General features: G+C 68.9%; 11 protein-coding genes. 3 read left to right on the forward strand and 8 right to left on the reverse strand.

Annotated elements, in window-relative coordinates; genetic code table 11:
- Positions 1 to 90: 90 nt before the first annotated feature.
- Positions 91 to 666 carry a hypothetical protein gene (locus D7V88_RS25965; protein ID WP_120543321.1) on the forward strand — a complete coding sequence of 192 codons (576 nt, stop codon included), beginning with the start codon at positions 91 to 93 and terminating at the stop codon, positions 664 to 666.
- On the opposite strand, the gene D7V88_RS25970 is transcribed toward D7V88_RS25965, so the two are convergent.
- Together D7V88_RS25970 and D7V88_RS25975 are read right to left on the reverse strand one after the other, a co-directional pair.
- On the reverse strand, positions 663 to 1,418 hold the full coding sequence (locus tag D7V88_RS25970) for a hypothetical protein (protein ID WP_120543322.1): 756 nt from the start codon (positions 1,416 to 1,418) through the stop codon (positions 663 to 665). The two genes, D7V88_RS25965 and D7V88_RS25970, sit on opposite strands and share 4 nt — an antisense overlap.
- A 185-nt stretch (positions 1,419 to 1,603) precedes the next feature.
- Positions 1,604 to 2,530, reverse strand: coding sequence for an AraC family transcriptional regulator (locus tag D7V88_RS25975; protein WP_120543323.1), 927 nt, complete (start codon positions 2,528 to 2,530; stop codon positions 1,604 to 1,606).
- A 157-nt stretch (positions 2,531 to 2,687) separates the two neighbouring features.
- Here D7V88_RS25975 and D7V88_RS25980 point away from each other — a divergent pair, with 157 nt between their 5' ends.
- Both D7V88_RS25980 and D7V88_RS25985 read left to right on the forward strand, forming a co-directional pair.
- On the forward strand, positions 2,688 to 3,428 hold the full coding sequence (locus D7V88_RS25980) for an SDR family oxidoreductase (protein WP_120543324.1): 741 nt from the start codon (positions 2,688 to 2,690) through the stop codon (positions 3,426 to 3,428).
- Between the two features lie 78 nt (positions 3,429 to 3,506).
- Positions 3,507 to 5,150, forward strand: coding sequence for a hypothetical protein (locus tag D7V88_RS25985; protein ID WP_147448872.1), 1,644 nt, complete (start codon positions 3,507 to 3,509; stop codon positions 5,148 to 5,150).
- A 54-nt stretch (positions 5,151 to 5,204) separates the two neighbouring features.
- On the opposite strand, the gene D7V88_RS25990 is transcribed toward D7V88_RS25985, so the two are convergent.
- The 6 genes from D7V88_RS25990 to D7V88_RS26015 form a co-directional block, all read right to left on the reverse strand.
- On the reverse strand, positions 5,205 to 8,672 hold the full coding sequence (locus D7V88_RS25990; protein ID WP_120543326.1) for a methylmalonyl-CoA mutase family protein: 3,468 nt from the start codon (positions 8,670 to 8,672) through the stop codon (positions 5,205 to 5,207).
- A 75-nt stretch (positions 8,673 to 8,747) separates the two neighbouring features.
- Positions 8,748 to 9,731, reverse strand: coding sequence for a methylmalonyl Co-A mutase-associated GTPase MeaB (gene meaB, locus D7V88_RS25995; protein WP_120543327.1), 984 nt, complete (start codon positions 9,729 to 9,731; stop codon positions 8,748 to 8,750).
- Positions 9,728 to 11,917: a methylmalonyl-CoA mutase gene (gene scpA, locus D7V88_RS26000; RefSeq protein ID WP_120543328.1), complete on the reverse strand. Its 2,190-nt coding sequence runs from the start codon at positions 11,915 to 11,917 to the stop codon at positions 9,728 to 9,730. The genes meaB and scpA overlap by 4 nt, the downstream gene beginning before the upstream one ends.
- Positions 11,917 to 13,800 (reverse strand): methylmalonyl-CoA mutase family protein, encoded by a 1,884-nt coding sequence (locus D7V88_RS26005; protein WP_120543329.1) that lies wholly within the window; start codon positions 13,798 to 13,800, stop codon positions 11,917 to 11,919. The genes scpA and D7V88_RS26005 overlap by 1 nt, the downstream gene beginning before the upstream one ends.
- A 135-nt stretch (positions 13,801 to 13,935) precedes the next feature.
- Complete coding sequence (locus tag D7V88_RS26010) at positions 13,936 to 15,216, reverse strand: agmatine deiminase family protein (protein ID WP_120543330.1); 1,281 nt, start codon at positions 15,214 to 15,216, stop codon at positions 13,936 to 13,938.
- A 237-nt stretch (positions 15,217 to 15,453) separates the two neighbouring features.
- A partial coding sequence (locus D7V88_RS26015; RefSeq protein ID WP_244238399.1) for an arylsulfatase occupies positions 15,454 to 17,830 on the reverse strand: 2,377 nt, incomplete at its 5' end.

Below are 17,830 nucleotides of genomic sequence, written 5' to 3' on the forward strand. Positions count from 1 at the left end.
CCCGGAGCTGGTGCTGGTGGGCGGAGGAGGCGACGGGGATGGGGACGACGACGACTGAAACAGGGGGAAGGGGACTGCTAGCATCCGGGCATGGGCGTTCATGACTACCGGTGCAGTGTCTGCGGTCCCCCCACTTCGTACACGTGCGGCGAGAAGACGGGCGAGGAGTGCGAGGAGGAGGGGATGGGCGACGACCAGGCCATCCTGGACCTGTTCTTCTTCGCGGAAGGGGAGTCCCCCGAGGACCCCGCGTCCTTCGAGCAGCACCGGGGCCGCGCCCGGCGCATGGAGACGCGGCCGTATGGCTATGACTGGGGAGACTGGGAGTTCGTCCCCAGCCTCAACTACCGGGATCTCCTCATGGGGGGCGGTGACGACACCGGCGTCTGGTGCATCGAGCCCTATGAAGAGGGCGTGAGCGACGGCGGCCCCGTCTCCCTGGAGATTCCCGAGGGTGAGCGCGTCTGGGTGGTCAACTACTGTCCCACCTGTCATCCGGTGTTCGTGGAAGGCAGACGCTCTGGCGATGAACCCTGTCTGGAATACCTGCGGGCCATCGCGGAGAACCTGGGGATGGACTTCGAGGGCGTGCGCACGAGCGCGGACAAGCCGGCCTTCATCGAGGCCGTCCGCGCGAAGGTCGCGCTGCGGCGGCCCCTTTCCTAGAAGCTGACGGGATGCGGTTCGCTTTCGGGGGCCGGGTCCGCGTACGTCCCGTTCGCGACCCAGAGGGTGACCTCCGCCAGGTGCCCTGATTCCACGAGGAGGACTTCGCGGAACGCCTGCTCCAGCTCGGGCGGGCCCAGCTCCGAGGCCAGGTCGACGAGCATCGCCCAGCCCGCGTTGTTGATGAGCTCCGAGACGAGCGTCACGCGCAGGGCGTCCATGAGCGTGGCGCCCGGCGCGTCGATGGCCTGGATGAGCCCCCGGCACTGCGAGTCCGCGACGTCGCCGGAGGGCGTCCGCAGCGAGGGCGGGGCACCGAGCCGCAGCAGGCCGTCGCGCACCTGGCCCAGGTGCTCCAGCTCCTGGTTGTGGAGTTCGAGGAGTCGTTCGGGCGTGGGGCCCCCGTCGTAGGTGCCCAGCGCGTGGGTCTTGATGAGGAGCCCCGCGTAGAGCCGGGAGCTGGTCCGCTCGAAGGCGAGCCGCTCGCACAGCCTGTCGATGAAGAGCGCGGGCGAGCCCCCCTTCAGGACCTGGAGCGCGCCGCTCATCCGCTCCCGGAAGGCGGTGGTGGGCATCACGTCCGAGGCCTCGGCGATCCGCGACAGGTGGATCCGCAGGGATTGCACGGCACCTTCCGCCGGGGGCAGGACGGTGTTCCGCACCGCACCGTGGGTCAGGTGCTCCAGCTCCTGCTCGCTGAGCAACATGGCCGTGCGTTTCAGTCCCTGCTTCACGTCTTCATCCCACGACATGGCGGCCCTCCTACCGGGCACTTCCCCCTGTTCGACGGAGATCATCCGGGGATGGGGGGAGGGCTCAAGCTGGGGATGGGAGGACAGGGTGTCCATGGGACCTCGGGACGGCTGGCACGCCGTCACGGGGCCATGACTGTCATTGCGAGGACGGACGGGCCGCCCCCGGGGGCCGTGCGGCTTTGCTACGACGTGACGGCCAGCGACTCCCGGAGTCGCGCGATGTCGCGCGAAGGCGGTGCCCCGAACAGCCGGCTGTATTCGCGGCTGAACTGGGACGGGCTCTCGTAGCCCACGGAGTGTCCAGCCATCGCCGCGTCCATGGCCTGCGCGAGCATCAGGCGGCGGGCCTCCTGGAGCCGCAGTTGCTTCTGGTACTGCAGCGGGCTCATCGCCGTGACGGATTTGAAGTGGTGGTGCAGCGCGGACGGGCTCATGTGGACGGTGCGCGCCAGCCGTTCGATGCGCAGCGGCGCGGTGTAGTGCGCCTTGAGCCAGTGGATGGCGCGGGTGATGGACTCCAGGCGGCTGTCGGCCAGGGCGATCTGTCGCAGCCGCGCGGAGTTCTCACCCGACAGCAGGCGGTAGAGGATTTCGCGGATGACGAGCGGCGCCAGTACGGGGATGTCACGCGGCGTGTCCAACAGCCGCACGAGCCGCGCCGTCGCGTCCAGCAGCGGTGCGCCCACCGGGCCCAGCGCGAGCCCCCGGCCCACTCCCCGGGAGGCGGGGGCTTCCAGCCGTGCCTCCATCATCAGGGCGCCCAACTGGCCGGGCTCCAGGTCCAGCCGGAAGCAGAGGTAGGGCCTGGCGGTGGTGGCCTCGATGACCTGTCCCGTCACGGGCAGGTCCACCGAAGCGACCAGGCACTGGTCCGGGCCATAGACATACGACTCGCCGGCCAGCAGCACCTGCTTGCGGCCCTGCGCCACGATGCACAGCGCCGGCGCATGCAGTGCGTGCAGCGGCAGGGTGGGCTCCGAGGCGCGGATGAGGACCAGCCGGGGAATGGCCGTGGCGTGCAGGCCGTCCGTGGGCGCGTGGCGCTTCACGAGCGTCGCGAGCTCCGACAGGTGCGGGTTCAGGGCGGAGGAGGGACGGGCGGTGGTCATTCGGCGCCTGTCTTAATCCCGAAGGGGCTCCGGCGCCCGTGCAGGAATGGGCAAGAGTCCGGGAGCATCCGGATACCGCCTCCGGGGCCTGCCTTGAGAGGGTGTGCATGTTCCCGGTACCGCTTCGGTCTCGGGTCATCTCCACGAGGGCAGGCACATGACGACGAACATCCAGGGCAAGGTGGTGGCCATCACCGGAGCGAGCAGCGGCATTGGAGAGGCGACGGCCCGCCTGCTCGCCCAGCAGGGCGCGAAGGTGGTGCTGGGGGCAAGGCGCGTGGACAGGCTGGAGGCGCTGGCCTCCGAGCTGAAGGCGAAGGAAGGCGAGGCGCGGGTGCGCGCGCTGGACGTGACGAAGCGCGAGGACGTGCAGGGCTTCGTGGACTTCACGTTGAAGGAGTTCGGGCGGCTGGACGTGCTCATCAACAACGCGGGCGTGATGCCGCTGTCGCTGCTGGAGATGCTGAAGGTGGACGAGTGGGACCGGATGATCGACGTGAACATCCGGGGCGTGCTGCACGGCATCGCGGCGGCGCTGCCGGTGATGAAGCGGCAGAAGGCGGGCCAGTTCATCAACCTGTCGTCCATTGGCGGGCACACGGTGAGCCCGACGGCGGCCGTCTACTGCGCCACGAAGTACGCGGTGCTGGCCATCTCCGAGGGCCTGCGCCAGGAGGTGGGCGCGGACATCCGCGTGACAGTCATCTCCCCGGGCGTCACCACGTCGGAGCTGGCGGAGAGCATTTCCGACCCGAACGCCCGCGAGGTGATGCGCGAGTTCAGGAAGGGCGCGATTCCGGCGGAGGCCGTGGCCCGGTCCATCTCCTACGCCATCGCCCAGCCCGCGGATGTGGATGTGAGTGAAATCATCATCCGCCCCACGTCGAGCCCGTACTGAAAGTCAAACGGAGCGGGGGATGGGCAGACAGTCAGGCTTCGGATAGGGTGCGCGTCCGCCGAGGGGGAGGCCCTTTACATGCCTGTGACGAAGCACCCACTGTCTGTCTTCTTGCTCTGTGCCTGTCTTTTCAGTCTGGGCGCCTGTGATTCGACCTCCAACCCCACCCCTGACGCGGGGGCTGTCGTGGACGCGGGCCCTGACGCCGGGCCCGTCGTGGAGCCGGAGCCCACCTGTGATGGCTTCCCCTGTTCCGAGGGGACGTGCTCCATCCAGGACGGGCAGCCGGTGTGTCGGTGCGGGGACGGTAGCGCCCCGCCGTGCTCGGCACCTGAAATCCCGGACGGCTACACGCGGGTGACGCCCTCGGAGACGGAGGTCCATTCCGTCCCCTGGGGGAACATGGAGGTTCCGCTCCGGTTCGCCTTCGTCGCCCAGGCCGGGCGGCACTACGACTTCATCGTGGAGGTCGAGACGGAGGGCTATGTCCTGAATCTGCGGGACGCGGCGGGTGTGTCGCTCGATTACGGTGTCATGGAGGACGGGGTGCCGAGCTGGATGCCCTACACCTGGCATTGGTCGGGCTTCGCCGCGAACGCCGTCTACACGCTGGAGATCTCCGCGTACTCTCACGACGGCCGCCGGCCCTTCGCCTTCCGCTTCGTGGACACGGGGCCGGACGACCAGGCGGACCTGTTCGCCTTCGCGGCCCCCTGGGTGCCCTCGGCGCAGCCCCTGACGGGCATCAATGAGCACTACTACGAGCGGGACCTGCTCTCGTTCCAGACCGTGGCGGACCGGGTCTATGCCCTCACCTGTACCTTCCCGACGCCGTACTGGGAGATGGCCTTCGTCAACCGGAGGGACCAGGAGTATGCGATCGCCGCGTACGACATCTTCTTCGAGGAGATCCGGGAGGGCAGCATCGCCTTCAAGTCACCGGGTGGGCTGTTCTATGCCTCCATCAAGGACATGACGTACCCCGCAACGCAGACTCCATACAACTGCCTGTTGAATGACCTGGGGGCCGAGGACCACGGAGACGCGATGGAGACCGCGACCGCGCTTCCGGCCGGCACGGCGTCCGTCCAGGGGAAGATGGAGACCTTCATGGACCGGGACGTCTTCTCCCTGCGCGTCGTGCCCCAGCACCACTACCGGGCGTCGTGCACCGAAGACGGCCTGATGTCCTGCGAGGTCCTGGATGCCGTCCCGGGTGGAGCCTTCACCCGTTCGGCCTCCGAGCGCACGACCACGACCTTCAAGGCCCTCCAGTCCACGCACTACGTGAGCATCAACCTCAACGCGTCCCTGGTGCCACGGTGGGTGAGGCAGAACTACGCCCTCCAGTTCGAGGACCTGGGCGAGGACGACCACGGAGACACCCTGGCCACGGCGACGCCGCTCACGGGGCCGGTGCAGGCCATCACGGGCCGCATCCCCGACTCCTACGACCACGACTTCTTCTCCTTCCAGGCGATCGCGGGGCGGCGCTACCGGTTCGGCTGCGACTGGAAGGAGACGCCGGGGCAGGTGCAGCTCTACGCGGTCGTGCGTGACGCCCAGGACAACCGGCTGGAGGTGCCCCGCGAGCACGTGGATTCGCGGTGGACCCAGACCTACACGCAGCTCCAGAGCGGAACCTACTCCGTCGACCTGATGGCGGAGTCCGAAGCGGTCCTGGGCGACTACGCCTGCCAGTTCGAGGACCTGGGCCCCTGAGGCTGTCCCCTCGCGGTCCCGGGCACATGGCCGGGACCGCGACGGCGGCGCGCACTACATGTTGCGCCGGTACTGCCCGCCCACTTCGTACAGCGCGCGGGAAAGCTGGCCCAGCGTGCACACCTTGCACGCGTCCATCAGCGCGCCGAACACGTTGCCGTTGTCCAGCGCCGCGCGGCGCACCGCCTCCAGCGCCTGCGCGGACGTCTTCTCATTGCGCTTCCAGAAGGCGTCGCGGGCGGTGATGGCGTAGTCCTTCTCCTCCTTCGTCGCGCGGATGACCTCCGGCGGCGTCACGGTGGGAGAGCCCTTCGGATCCAGGAAGGTGTTCACGCCGATGATGGGCAGCGTCCCGTCGTGCTTCTGCATCTCGTAGTAGAGCGACTCTTCCTGAATCTTGGAGCGCTGGTACATGCGCTCCATGGCGCCCAGCACGCCGCCGCGCTCGGAGATGGCGCGGAACTCCGCCAGCACCGCCGCCTCCACCATGTCCGTCAGCTCCTCGATGATGAACGAGCCCTGGTTGGGGTTTTCGTTCTTCGACAGGCCGAACTCCTTGTTGATGACCAACTGGATGGCCAGCGCCCGCCGCACGCTCTCTTCCGTGGGCGTGGTGATGGCCTCGTCATACGCGTTGGTATGCAAGGAGTTGCAGTTGTCGTTGAGCGCCAGCAGCGCCTGCAACGTGGTGCGGATGTCGTTGAAGGCGATCTCCTGCGCGTGCAGGGACCGGCCAGACGTCTGGATGTGATACTTCAGCTTCTGCGAGCGGTCGTTGCCGCCGTACTTGTCCCGGATGGCCTTGGCCCAGATGCGGCGGGCCACGCGCCCTAGCACCGCGTATTCGGGGTCCATGCCGTTGGAGAAGAAGAACGACAGGTTCGGCGCGAAGTCGTCGATGTCCATCCCGCGCGACAGGTAGTACTCGACGAAGGTGAAGCCGTTCGCCAGCGTGAACGCGAGCTGGGAGATGGGGTTCGCCCCCGCTTCCGCGATGTGGTAGCCGGAAATCGACACCGAGTAGAAGTTCCGCACCTTCTGGTCGATGAAGTACTGCTGGATGTCGCCCATCACCCGGAGCGCGAACTCCGTGGAGAAGATGCAGGTGTTCTGCGCCTGGTCCTCCTTGAGGATGTCCGCTTGCACGGTGCCACGCACCGCCTGGAGCGTCTGCGCGCGGATCTTCGCGTAGACCTCCGGAGGCAGCACCTCGTCGCCGGACACGCCCAGCAGCAGCAGGCCCAGCCCGTCGTTGCCCTGGGGCAGCTCGCCCTGGTAGCGCGGACGCGGCACGCCGCGCGCCTTGTAGAGTTCGTCGATGCGCTTCTCGACCTCCTCCACCTTGCCCTGCGCGCGGATCCACTTCTCACACTGCTGATCCACGGCGGCGTTGAGGAAGAAGCCCAGCAGCATGGGCGCGGGGCCGTTGATGGTCATCGACACGGAGGTGGACGGGTCCGCCAGGTCGAAGCCGGAGTAGAGCTTCTTCGCGTCGTCCACGTTGGCGATGGACACACCGGAGTTGCCCACCTTGCCGTAGATGTCCGGCCGGTGGTCCGGGTCCTCGCCGTACAGCGTCACCGAGTCGAACGCCGTGGACAGGCGCTTCGCCGGCAGGCCGCGCGACACGTAGTGGAAGCGCTTGTTGGTGCGCTCCGGGCCGCCTTCGCCGGCGAACATGCGGGCCGGGTCTTCACCCTCGCGCTTGAGCGGGAAGACGCCCGCGGTGAACGGGAAGGCGCCCGGCGCGTTCTCCCGCAGCAGCCACGTGAGGATGTCGCCCCAGTCTTCATACCGGGGGAGGGAAATCTTCGGGATGCGCAGGTGGGAGAGGGACTCGGAGATGAGGTCCAGCTCAATGACCTTGTCGCGCACCTGGAACTGGTACTTGGACGCGGCGTAGCGCTTCTTCGTCGCCGGCCACTCCGCCAACAGGCGCCGGCAGTCCGCGTGCAGGCGGCTCTCCAGGTCCTGGTACAGCGCGACCAGGTCGCCCAGGTACGCGGGCTCGCCCTCCACGCGCTCCGTCACCTGCACCACGTCGGAGGCGTCCTTGGGTTCGACAATCTCCAGGCGCTTCTTGCCCACGTTGGTGCGCAGGGCCTGGATGGTGCCGTGAAGCTGGTACATGCGCCGGGCGATGGCGGCCTGGGCGCGCACGAAGCCGTCGTAGGACTCACAGGCTTCGACGATCTCCGCGAGGTAGCGCGTGCGCTCCGGGGGGATGATCCACTTCTTCTCGCTCATGCCGGCCGTGAGCGCGAAGCCGGACGGCAGCGACGCGCCCGTCTTCTTCACCAGCGCGTCCATGATGGCCCGGTAGAGCGTGTTCATGCCCGGGTCGTTGAACTGCGAGGCGATGGTGCCGTGCACGGGCACCGCGTCCTCGGGGAGCGTGAAGGCGTTGTGGTTGCGGCGCCACTGCTTGCGCACGTCGCGCAGCGCGTCCAGCGAGCCGCGCTTGTCGAACTTGTTGATGGCGATGACGTCCGCGAAGTCGAGCATGTCGATCTTCTCAAGCTGCGTCGCCGCGCCGTACTCGGCCGTCATCACGTAGAGCGCCACGTCCGAGTGCTCGGTGATCTCCGTGTCCGACTGACCGATGCCGGAGGTCTCCACCACGATGAGGTCGAAGCCCGCCGCCTTGCAGACCTCGATGGAGTGGGCCACGTGGCGCGACAGCGCCAGGTTGCTCTGCCGGGTCGCCATCGAGCGCATGTAGACGCGCGGGTTGTCGATGGCGTTCATCCGGATGCGGTCGCCCAGGAGCGCGCCGCCGGACTTGCGCTTGGACGGGTCCACAGAGAGGACGGCGAGCGTCTTGTCCGGGAAGTCCGCGAGGAAGCGGCGCACCAGCTCATCCACGAGGCTGGACTTGCCGGCGCCGCCGGTGCCGGTGATGCCCAGCACGGGCACGCGCGGGTGCTCCACGCGGGCGTTCGCGAGCGCGGCTCTCAGCTCCTCGCCCGCTTCCGCGAAGTTCTCCGCGATGGTGATGAGCGACGCGATGCGCGCGGGCTCGCGGGGCAGCGGCTCCTTCAAGAGGGGCTTGAAGTCCGCGGGGCGCACCTCGAAGTCACACTGGGAGATGAGGTCGTCGATCATCCCTTGCAGGCCCATGGCCCGGCCGTCGTCCGGCGAGTAGATGCGCGTGACGCCGTACTTGTGCAGCTCCTCGATTTCGGTGGGGAGGATGGTGCCGCCGCCGCCGCCGAACACCTTGATGTTCGCGCCGCGCTCGCGCAGCAGGTCGATCATGTACTTGAGGTATTCGACGTGGCCGCCCTGGTAGGACGTGAGGGCGATGCCCTGGGCGTCCTCCTGGATGGCGCAGTCGACGATCTCCGCCACGGAGCGGTTGTGCCCCAGGTGGATGATCTCCGCGCCCGAGGACTGCATGAGGCGGCGCATCACGTTGATGGCCGCGTCGTGTCCGTCAAAGAGGCTGGCGGCCGTGACGATGCGGACGTGGTGGCGCGGCTTGTAGGGCTGGGGAGCGGTCGTCGGTTGGGGGTGTCGCACGGGCGTACACTAGGAGTGCGATGCGGGCCCGGCAAGCGATTGAGACAGGCGTTGCTGCCTGCACGACGCGGCTCGTCAGGCCTGCGTTTGAGGAAGGAAGGCCCCCAGCACACGCAGTGCGGCCGTGGTCGGCGTCGCGCGCCCTTCGCGTACGTCCTGCTCCAGGGCGGGGATGAGGGCGGACACCTCGGGGTGCGCTCGCAGGGCCGCTCGCAGTCCGTCGTGCACCATGGCCCACATCCAACCCACCTGCTGCTGGGTCCGTCGGCGGGCCAGTTCCCCGGACGCCTCCCGCTGGGCGACGACCGACTCCACGGAGGCCCACAGCGTGTCGATGCCAGTGCCCTCCATGGCGCTGCACGTGGTGACGACGGGCTCCGCGCCGGGGCGCATCAGGTGCAGGGCGGCGCGGTACTGGGCGCGAGCCTGCATGGCGCGCGGCGCGTTGTCGCCGTCCGCCTTGTTGATGGCGACCATGTCCGCCACCTCCAGGATGCCGCGCTTGATGCCCTGCAATTCGTCGCCCGCTCCCGCGAGCATCAGCACCAGGTAGAAGTCCACCATGTCCGCGACCACGGTCTCGGACTGGCCCACGCCCACCGTCTCCACCAGCACCACGTCGAAGCCCGCGGCCTCGCACAGCAGCAGCGTCTCCCGCGTCTTGCGCGCGACACCGCCCAGCGTGCCGCTGGAAGGGCTGGGCCGGATGTACGCCAGGGGCTCGCGCGCGAGCCGAGCCATGCGCGTCTTGTCGCCCAGGATGCTGCCGCCGGACACGCTGCTGGACGGGTCGATGGCGAGCACCGCCACCCGGTGCCCGTTGCCGGCCAGGTGCATGCCCAGCGCGTCGATGAAGGTGCTCTTGCCCACGCCCGGCACGCCGCTGATGCCCACGCGCTTGCTCTTGCCGGTGTGGGGCAACAGCCGCGTGAGGACCTCCTGCGCGAGCGCCGCGTGGCGCGGGTGTTCGCTCTCCACCAGCGTGATGGCCCGCGCGAGCAACGCCCGGTCTCCGGCCCGCACGCCCTCCACGTAGGTGTCCGCGGGCAGCGACTTCACGCCTCTTCCTCCAGCGCGGCGGCGAGCTTGTCGAGCAGCTCGATGGCCGCCTTCGCGATGACGGTACCGGGGCCGAAGATGGCGGCGGCGCCCGCGGCCTTGAGTTGCTCGTAGTCCTGGGCGGGGATGACGCCGCCCACCACCACCATGATGTCCTCGCGGCCCAGGGCCTTCAGGGCCTGCTTCAACTGGGGCACGAGCGTGAGGTGGCCGGCCGCCAGGGAGCTTGCGCCCACGACGTGCACGTCGTTCTCCACCGCCTGCTTCGCGGACTCCTCGGGCGTCTGGAACAGCGGCCCGATGTCCACGTCGAAGCCCAGGTCCGCGAACGCGGTGGCGATGACCTTCTGGCCGCGGTCATGGCCGTCCTGGCCCATCTTCGCGATGAGGATGCGCGGCCGGCGGCCGAAGCGCGCGAGGAACGAATCCGCCTTCGCCCGTGCCTCCGCGATGCCCTGCGCCCCACCGGCTTCCGCCGAATACACCCCGGACACGCTGCGCACGGTGGCCTCGTAGCGCCCGTAGACCTTCTCGAGCGCGTCGCTGATTTCGCCCACGGTGGCCTTCGCCCGCGCCGCGTCGATGGCGAGCGCGAGCAGGTTGCCCTCGTTGCGGCGTCCGGCCTCGGTGAGCGCGTCCAGGCGGCGGCGCACCTCCTCCGCGTTGCGTTCGGCGCGCAGCTCGCGGAGGCGGGCAATCTGGGACTCGCGCACCGCGGAGTTGTCCACCTTGAGGATCTCGATGCGGTCCTCGGTCTCCGGCGGGTACTTGTTCACGCCGATGATGGCCTGGCGTCCGGAGTCGATTCGCGCCTGGGTGCGCGCGGCGGCTTCTTCGATGCGCAGCTTGGGCAGGCCCGCTTCGATGGCCTTGGTCATGCCGCCCAGCGCTTCGACTTCCTGGATGTGGCCCCAGGCCTTCTGGGCCAGCTCGTGGGTGAGGCGCTCCACGTAGTAGCTGCCGCCCCACGGGTCGATGACGCGCGTGGTGCCGCTCTCCAACTGGAGGTAGAGCTGGGTGTTGCGGGCGATGCGCGCGCTGAAGTCGGTGGGCAGCGCGATGGCTTCATCCAGCGAGTTGGTGTGCAGGCTCTGGGTGTGGCCCTGCGTCGCGGCCATGGCCTCCACGCAGGTGCGCACGACGTTGTTGTAGACGTCCTGCGCGGTAAGGCTCCACCCGGACGTCTGGCAATGGGTGCGCAGCGCCAGGCTCTTGTCGCTCTTGGGGTTGAAGCCCTTGATGAGGCGGGCCCAGAGGAGGCGGGCGGCGCGCATCTTCGCCACCTCCATGAAGAAGTTCATCCCGATGGCCCAGAAGAACGACAGGCGCGGGGCGAACGCGTCCACGCCCAGGCCGGCGGCGAGGCCCGCTCGCACGTACTCCACGCCGTCCGCGAGCGTGTAGCCCAGCTCCAGGTCCTGCGTCGCGCCGGCTTCCTGCATGTGGTAGCCGCTGATGCTGATGCTGTTGAAGCGCGGCATCTTCTCCGCCGTGAACTTGAAGATGTCCCCGATGATGCGCATCGAGGGTCCTGGCGGATAGATGTACGTGTTGCGGACCATGAACTCCTTGAGGATGTCGTTCTGGATGGTCCCGCTGAGCTGTTCGGGCTTCACGCCCTGTTCCTCGGCCGCGACCACGTAGAGCGCGAGCACGGGGAGGACGGCGCCGTTCATCGTCATCGACACGCTCATCTGGTCGAGCGGGATGCGGTCGAACAGGATGCGCATGTCCTTGATGGAGTCGATGGCGACGCCCGCCATGCCCACGTCGCCCGCGACGCGCGGATGGTCGCTGTCGTAGCCCCGGTGCGTGGCCAGGTCGAACGCGATGGACAGGCCCTTCTGTCCGGCCGCCAGGTTGCGCCGGTAGAAGGCATTGGACGCCTCCGCGGTGGAGAAGCCCGCGTACTGGCGCACCGTCCACGGCTGCTGCACGTACATGGTGGCGTACGGGCCACGCACGAACGGAGGCAGGCCGGGCAGCGAGCCCAGGTGCTCCACGCCCTCCAGGTCCTCGCGGGTGTAGAGCGGCTTGACGGGGATGCCCTCGGGCGTGTCCCAGCGCTCGGCGGCGCGGGTGGCCTCGCTCGCGTGGGCGCGCTGCGTGTCGAGCACGGCGGGCGCGGCCTGGGTTTCAGGAGCGTCGAAGGCGACGCGGGAGAAGTCCGGAACGGAGGGGCGCATCAGGCGACTCCCAACTGCTGGTGCAGCGTCTTCAGGAGCTGGAACAGGTCCGCTCCCGCGTAGAGGAAGAGGTCGACACCGGCCGCGCGGAAGGCGGCTTCCTGGTCACCGGGACGGCCCGCGACGGCGACCGTGCGCGCGCCCTTCGACTTCAAGGCCGCGACGAGCGCGGGCACCTGCTCCGGATAGAGCGCGTCCGGACCGGAGATGACGGCCAGCGACGTGCCCGACTTCGCGAACAGCTCAGCGCCAGCGGCCGCATCCGCGAAGCCCCGGTGTTCGTCCGCTTCGATGCCACCCACGGCCAGCACGTTGGAGATCCACGTCGAGCGCGCGGTGTGCTCCGCCACCGTGCCCAGGTTCGCCATGAAGGCGCGCGGACGGACGCCGTGCGCCGCATGGTGGCGGTCGCTCGCGTCGCGCAGGGATTCGAACGGCTCCGAGAAGCGGAAGGGACGCGGCGGTGCGACGACGCCCTCGCCGTGCGCGGGCGCGATGGCGTGGGCCTCGCGCTGCACGGGGGCCTCGGTCAGGTGGGGGAACTCGCTGACGCCCACGATGGGCTGACGCCGGGTGCGCACGGCCTTGTCGCGCGCGGCGCGCGTCTCGGTGAGGACGCGGGCCACGTCGCCCTGCACCAGTGCCTGAGTGATGCCGCCCAGCGCTTCGATGCGCTGCAACTCCGCCCAGGCCGCGCGGGCGATGTCGTCGGTGAGCTGCTCCAGGTAGTAGCTGCCGCCCGCGGGGTCCGCGACGCGGTTGAGGCTGGACTCGTCGCGCAGGATGAGCTGCGTGTTGCGCGCGAGCCGCCGGCCCTGTTCGTCGGGCGTGCCCAGGGGCTCGTCGTAGGGGGACGTGCTCACGCTGTCCGCGCCCGCGAGGACGGCGGCGAAGGACTCCGCGGTGGCGCGCAGGATGTTCACCCACGGGTCGCGCTGTGTCTTGGTGGCGCTGGCGGTGCGCGCGTGCAGCGCCATGGCCTGCGATTCCGGAGCGCCTCCGGAAGCGGCGACGACCTTGGACCAGAGCAGCCGCGCCGCGCGCAGCCGGGCGATCTCCGGGAAGAACTGCCCGCCCACGGACAGGGCGAACTGCATCGAACGCGCGGTGTCTCCGGGCGAAACCCCCGCGCGCTCCAGTCCGCGCAGGTACTCCACGCCGGTGGCGAGGGTCCACGCCAGCTCATGCACGGACGTGGCGCCCGCGTCCGCCCAGGACCGCGACGACACGAGCAGCGCGCGCAGGCCCGGTGCCTCCTTGAGCAGCGACGTCACCAGCGGCGCGGCCTTCGCCAGGGTCGCGGCCACGTCCACCTTCGCCGCGCCCAGTCGCGCCAGGGCGCCCACGGGGTCGATGCCCAGGCTGCCCTTCAGGGCCTGCTTCGAAACGCCGGCCTTCTGGGCGACCTGGAACAGGAAGGTGGAGGGCGCGAGCAGGTCGGTGGTCGGCTCGAAGTGCACGGGCGTGCGCTCCAACGGCACGTGCGCGAGCAGGCGCTCCAGGGCCGCCGCGTCCTTCACGTCGACACCGTGCGGCGCGTCGAGCAGCAACCAGACCCCCTGGCCACCGCGCTCCAGGTCGGTGCGGAGGGCTTCCGTCGTCTGCGTCAGGTCCGGTCCGGCGTACTCCTGGCACACCAGCCAGCCACCCTCGGTGTGGCCCAGAGGCTGGGTGCCGCGCACATAGGGCGCGACGCCGGGCGGCTCCGAAGGCACGCCAGCGTCCTGGGCCGTGTAGAGGGGCTGGAGGGACAGGCCGCCTTCGAGGGGCGACTGAAGCGACGTGAAGGGCTTGCCCTTCAGGTCCTTGTCCACGAGCCGGCGCCAGTCCTCGACGGAAGGGGGCGGGAACGCCGTGGCGATGGGGAGAGGCTCTGACGACATGCGGCGTCCTCGCGGGGAGAGGGAGCGCCGGGCCCCAGGGGTACGGCGCCTTCCCCTCCCCATAGGCGCAATGCCAGCCCGGGGCAATGGGATGGTGGAGGGGAGGGCTCCCGAATGCCCGGGAGTCCCCATGCGTCAGTGCAACGTCTTCGCGAGCCGGTGCAGCGCCCCCTGGCAGGGGATGACGGTGTCGGAGGGGATGGGGTGCACCTTCACCGCGCCCGGGCCGAATTCACGGTCCAGCGCCCACTGATAGGTGGCCAGGGCCTCCTGTTCCTGGCGCTGGTGGCGGTACGCCTGGGAGGCCGGGACCCAGCGGTACACGGGCACGGCCATCACGTCCCCCACGCGGAGGGAGTTGAGGTACGTGGCCCAGACGCGGGTGTTGGTGCCGTCGCATTCCCGGACGCGCTCGGGGGCCCCCGGGCAGGAGGCACCGGCGTCCTGGCAGTAGGGCGTGGGCATGGGAATGCGCACGACGTCGTAGCCCAGGTCCGTCAGGCGCCGCGCGTTGCGGTCCAGGATGGCCGCGTTGATGGCGTCGTCCTGGACGTCGTAGCGGCCCACGAGCACGGTCTTGGAGGACAGCATCGCCATCCACATGTCGACGTGGTCGACGACGCCTCCCTCCAGCGACTCCAGGGTGACGACGTCGCAGCCGTGGGCGCGGCCGATGACTTCATTCGTCTCCTCCTCCGAATAGCACCAGGCGGGGAAGCAGTTGCGCGCGTTGGTTTCCCGCTGGGCGCGGAAGCACCGGCCCGCGCCGTCCGTCAGCAGGTTGCCGCCCGACAGCACCACGGCCGGACGATCCACCGGGACACCCCACCACCCGCCCAGAAAGGTCGGGATGCGATCGGAAAGCTCGTAGAAGTCGAAGCTGCTGCACTGGACGGCCAGCAGGGGACGGAGGACCGTGTCCACGAACCGCCGCTTCCCATCCGCGCCGACAACGACGTCCGGGCCGTAGTCGCGAATCCACTCATTGTCCATCCTGCGGGGAAGCAGGTCGAACTCCCGCAGTTGCTGCCAGGTCATGCCCGCATCGGACAGGCATTGGCGAATCTCCGTGTGGAGCGACTCCGCCGCGAGCATGTGGATCGGGATGCGTCCCTCCAGCGCGGCGAAGATGAGCGCGAGCTGTTCGGGATGGTCACACCCCGGCCGACTCCAGCTCAACAGCAGCCCTCCCTGGCGCTCGTGCTCGGCGGGGAAGCGCACGACCTCCGAGGGCGGGGTGAAGCCATAGCGCTCCGGAAAGCATTGCCATGGGTACTGGGCCGCGAGTGAGGCCATCGCCTCCTCCTGGCCGTGCAGGGCCGGGTCCACGGGAGGCACGGGCGCCTCCTCGACCTGCCCACAGCCGACGCTCAGCCCCAATCCCATGCAGAGCATCCAGACGTTCCGCTTCGTCATGTGCGGCCCCCGCTACGCAAGGAGGCATCGCCCATGAACCCTCATGGTCCAGGGGCCTCCCCGCGCAAGGGCTTCGTCGTGAGGTGTCCGGACGGGTCGGCGAAGGCGCGAACTGGTTGCCTGGCGCAAGCATCTCCCCCGGAACGAGCTTCCCGGGGGGCTCGGACGGGAGGTTGGCGCCCGGAATGCAATGGCATCCCGGGCGCTCAGGGCTTTGGAGGGGCCGTCTACCCCGGCCTACTGCCGCAGCATCTCGTGCTGGAACCGCGCCTCGGCCTTCTTGGTCGGGTCGTCGTGGTCCGGGTGGAAGTCCGGCTTGAGGTCGAAGTCCACGCGCAGGACGCGGCCGTTGAAGCTGGCATTGGACGGGTACTCGGGGGTCACCGCCGTGCCCTTGTCGCAGCCCACGTCGAAGGTCTCGTCCATGGAGTAGCCCACGGGCACCGTCCTGGGAATCTTGCCTTCCGCCACCTGCTTGCCGTCCACGAAGAGCCGCCCGGTGCCTCCCGCGCCGAAGGGCTCCGGTCCGGTCTTCTCGAACTCGTAGCGCAGCAGGTGCCGGCCGGGCGTCAGTGCCGCGGTGGCCCGGATGTATGTGTATTCCGGCCCGGGGAAGTTGTAGCAGAACATCGGAATCCCCTTCTGGAGGTACAGCGTCCATCCGGCGGAGGAGCCGCCCAGCGCGACGACGGGGCCCTGCGCCTCGCCCGCGGGCACCTCCACCTCCGCCGTCATCTCCCAGGAGCGGTTCTTGGTGTCCGGCCCCGCGAACTCCTGGATGCGCACGCTGCCTTCGTAGAAGGTCATCCGCTCGCGCTCGGTGTAGAGGCCCTGTCGCCCCAGTGCGCGGATCTGGAACCGGTCGTCCAGGGGAAGCACCTGGTAGCGCCCCGCCTCCGCCCACCACATGCCCACCAGTTCGATGAGCTTCTTCACCATCGGGTCGTCCAGCTTCGCCCGGTCCCGCCCCTTCATCAGGTCGTTGGATTCGGTCGGGTCCTCCTTGAGGTTGTAGAGTTCCCAGTGGTCTTCATCGAAGCCCCACCGCGCCGTGTTCTCCCACGGCTTGCGCCCGTGGTACGTCACGATCTTCCAGCCGTCGTGGTACAGGCCCCGGTTGCCCAGCATCTCGAAGTATTGCGTGACGTGGTTCGACGGCGCCTTCGCGTCGTCGAACGAGTAGTTCATCCCGTAGCCTTCGATGGGCTCCTGGTGCACGGAGTTGATGGTGCGTGGCGCCTCCACGCCAATCGCTTCCAGGATGGTCGGGACGATGTCGATGACGTGGTGGTACTGCGTGCGCAACTCCCCCTTCGCCTGGATGCCCTTGGGCCAGTGGACGATGAGGGGATTCCGCACCCCGCCGAAGTGGGTGTATTGCTTGCAGAGCTGGAACGGAGCGTTCCCCGCCATGGCCCAGCCCACCGGGTAGTGGTTGTAGGAGTCGGGCTGGCCGAAGCGGTCCAGGCGCGCCAGGTTCTGCTCCACCGTCTCCGTGACGTTGTTCGCCACCGACTGTTCATTGAACAGGCCCGTCAGCGTTCCTTCGCCGGAGGAGCCGTTGTCCCCGATGAAGGCGAAGACGAGCGTGTTCTCAAGCTGCCCCGTCCGCTCCAGGAACTCGAAGAGGCGACCGAGCTGCGCGTCGGCGTGTTCGATGAAGCCGGCGTAGATCTCCGCCATTCGCGCGAAGAGGCGCTTCTCGTCGGCGGAGAGGGAATCCCAGCGTTGGACGCCCTCCAGCATGGGCGCGAGCTTCGCGTCCTGGGGGAGGATGCCCATCTGCTTCTGCCGCGCCAGCACCTGCTCGCGGTAGGCATCCCAACCCATGTCGAACTGGCCCTTGTACTTGTCCGCCCACTCCGGCGCGACGTGGTGCGGTGCGTGCGCGCATCCCAGCGCGAGCCACGTGAGCCAGGGCTTCGTCGGTTGAACCGAATGGTGCTGGGAGATCCAGTTGATGGTCCGGTCCACCAGGTCCTCGGACAGGTGGTAGCCCTGTTCCGGCGTGCGCGGCGGATCCACGGCTTCGCGGTCCAGGAAGAGCTTCGGGTTCCACTGGTCGCAGTCCCCGCCGAGGAACCCATAGAAGCGGTCGAAGCCGAAGACAGACCCCGTGGGCCACCGGTCATAGGGGCCGGCGATGGTCGTCTCTTCCGACGGGGTGTTGTGCCACTTGCCGATGCAGTAGCTGGTGTAGCCGTGCTGGTGGAGCATGGCGGGCACGCCCGCCTTGTCCTGGGGCTGACGGCCGTTGTAGCCGGGGAAGCCCGTGGCCAGTTCGGTGATGTTTGCCATGCCCACGGAGTGGTGGTTGCGGCCGGTGATGAGGCAGGAGCGCGTGGGCGAACAGAGCGCCGTGGTGGTGAAGTGCGTGTAGCGCAGGCCCTGTTGCGCGAGCTTCATCAGGTGGGGCGTGCGAATCAGTCCGCCGAAGGGCTCGCACCAGCCGAAGCCGACGTCGTCCAGGATGACGTAGAGGATGTTGGGCGCGTCCTTCGGGGCCGTGGGGGGCATGGGGAAGGCGGGCTCCGACTCCTCCCAGGTCCTGCCGACGCGGCCCGGGAAGCGCTCCCCTTCCTGGTAGGTCTTCATCGGGGCTGCTTTCTGGCCC

The sequence above is a fragment of the Corallococcus terminator genome, assembly GCF_003611635.1.
In the GTDB taxonomy this organism is placed as follows: Bacteria; Myxococcota; Myxococcia; order Myxococcales; family Myxococcaceae; genus Corallococcus; species Corallococcus terminator.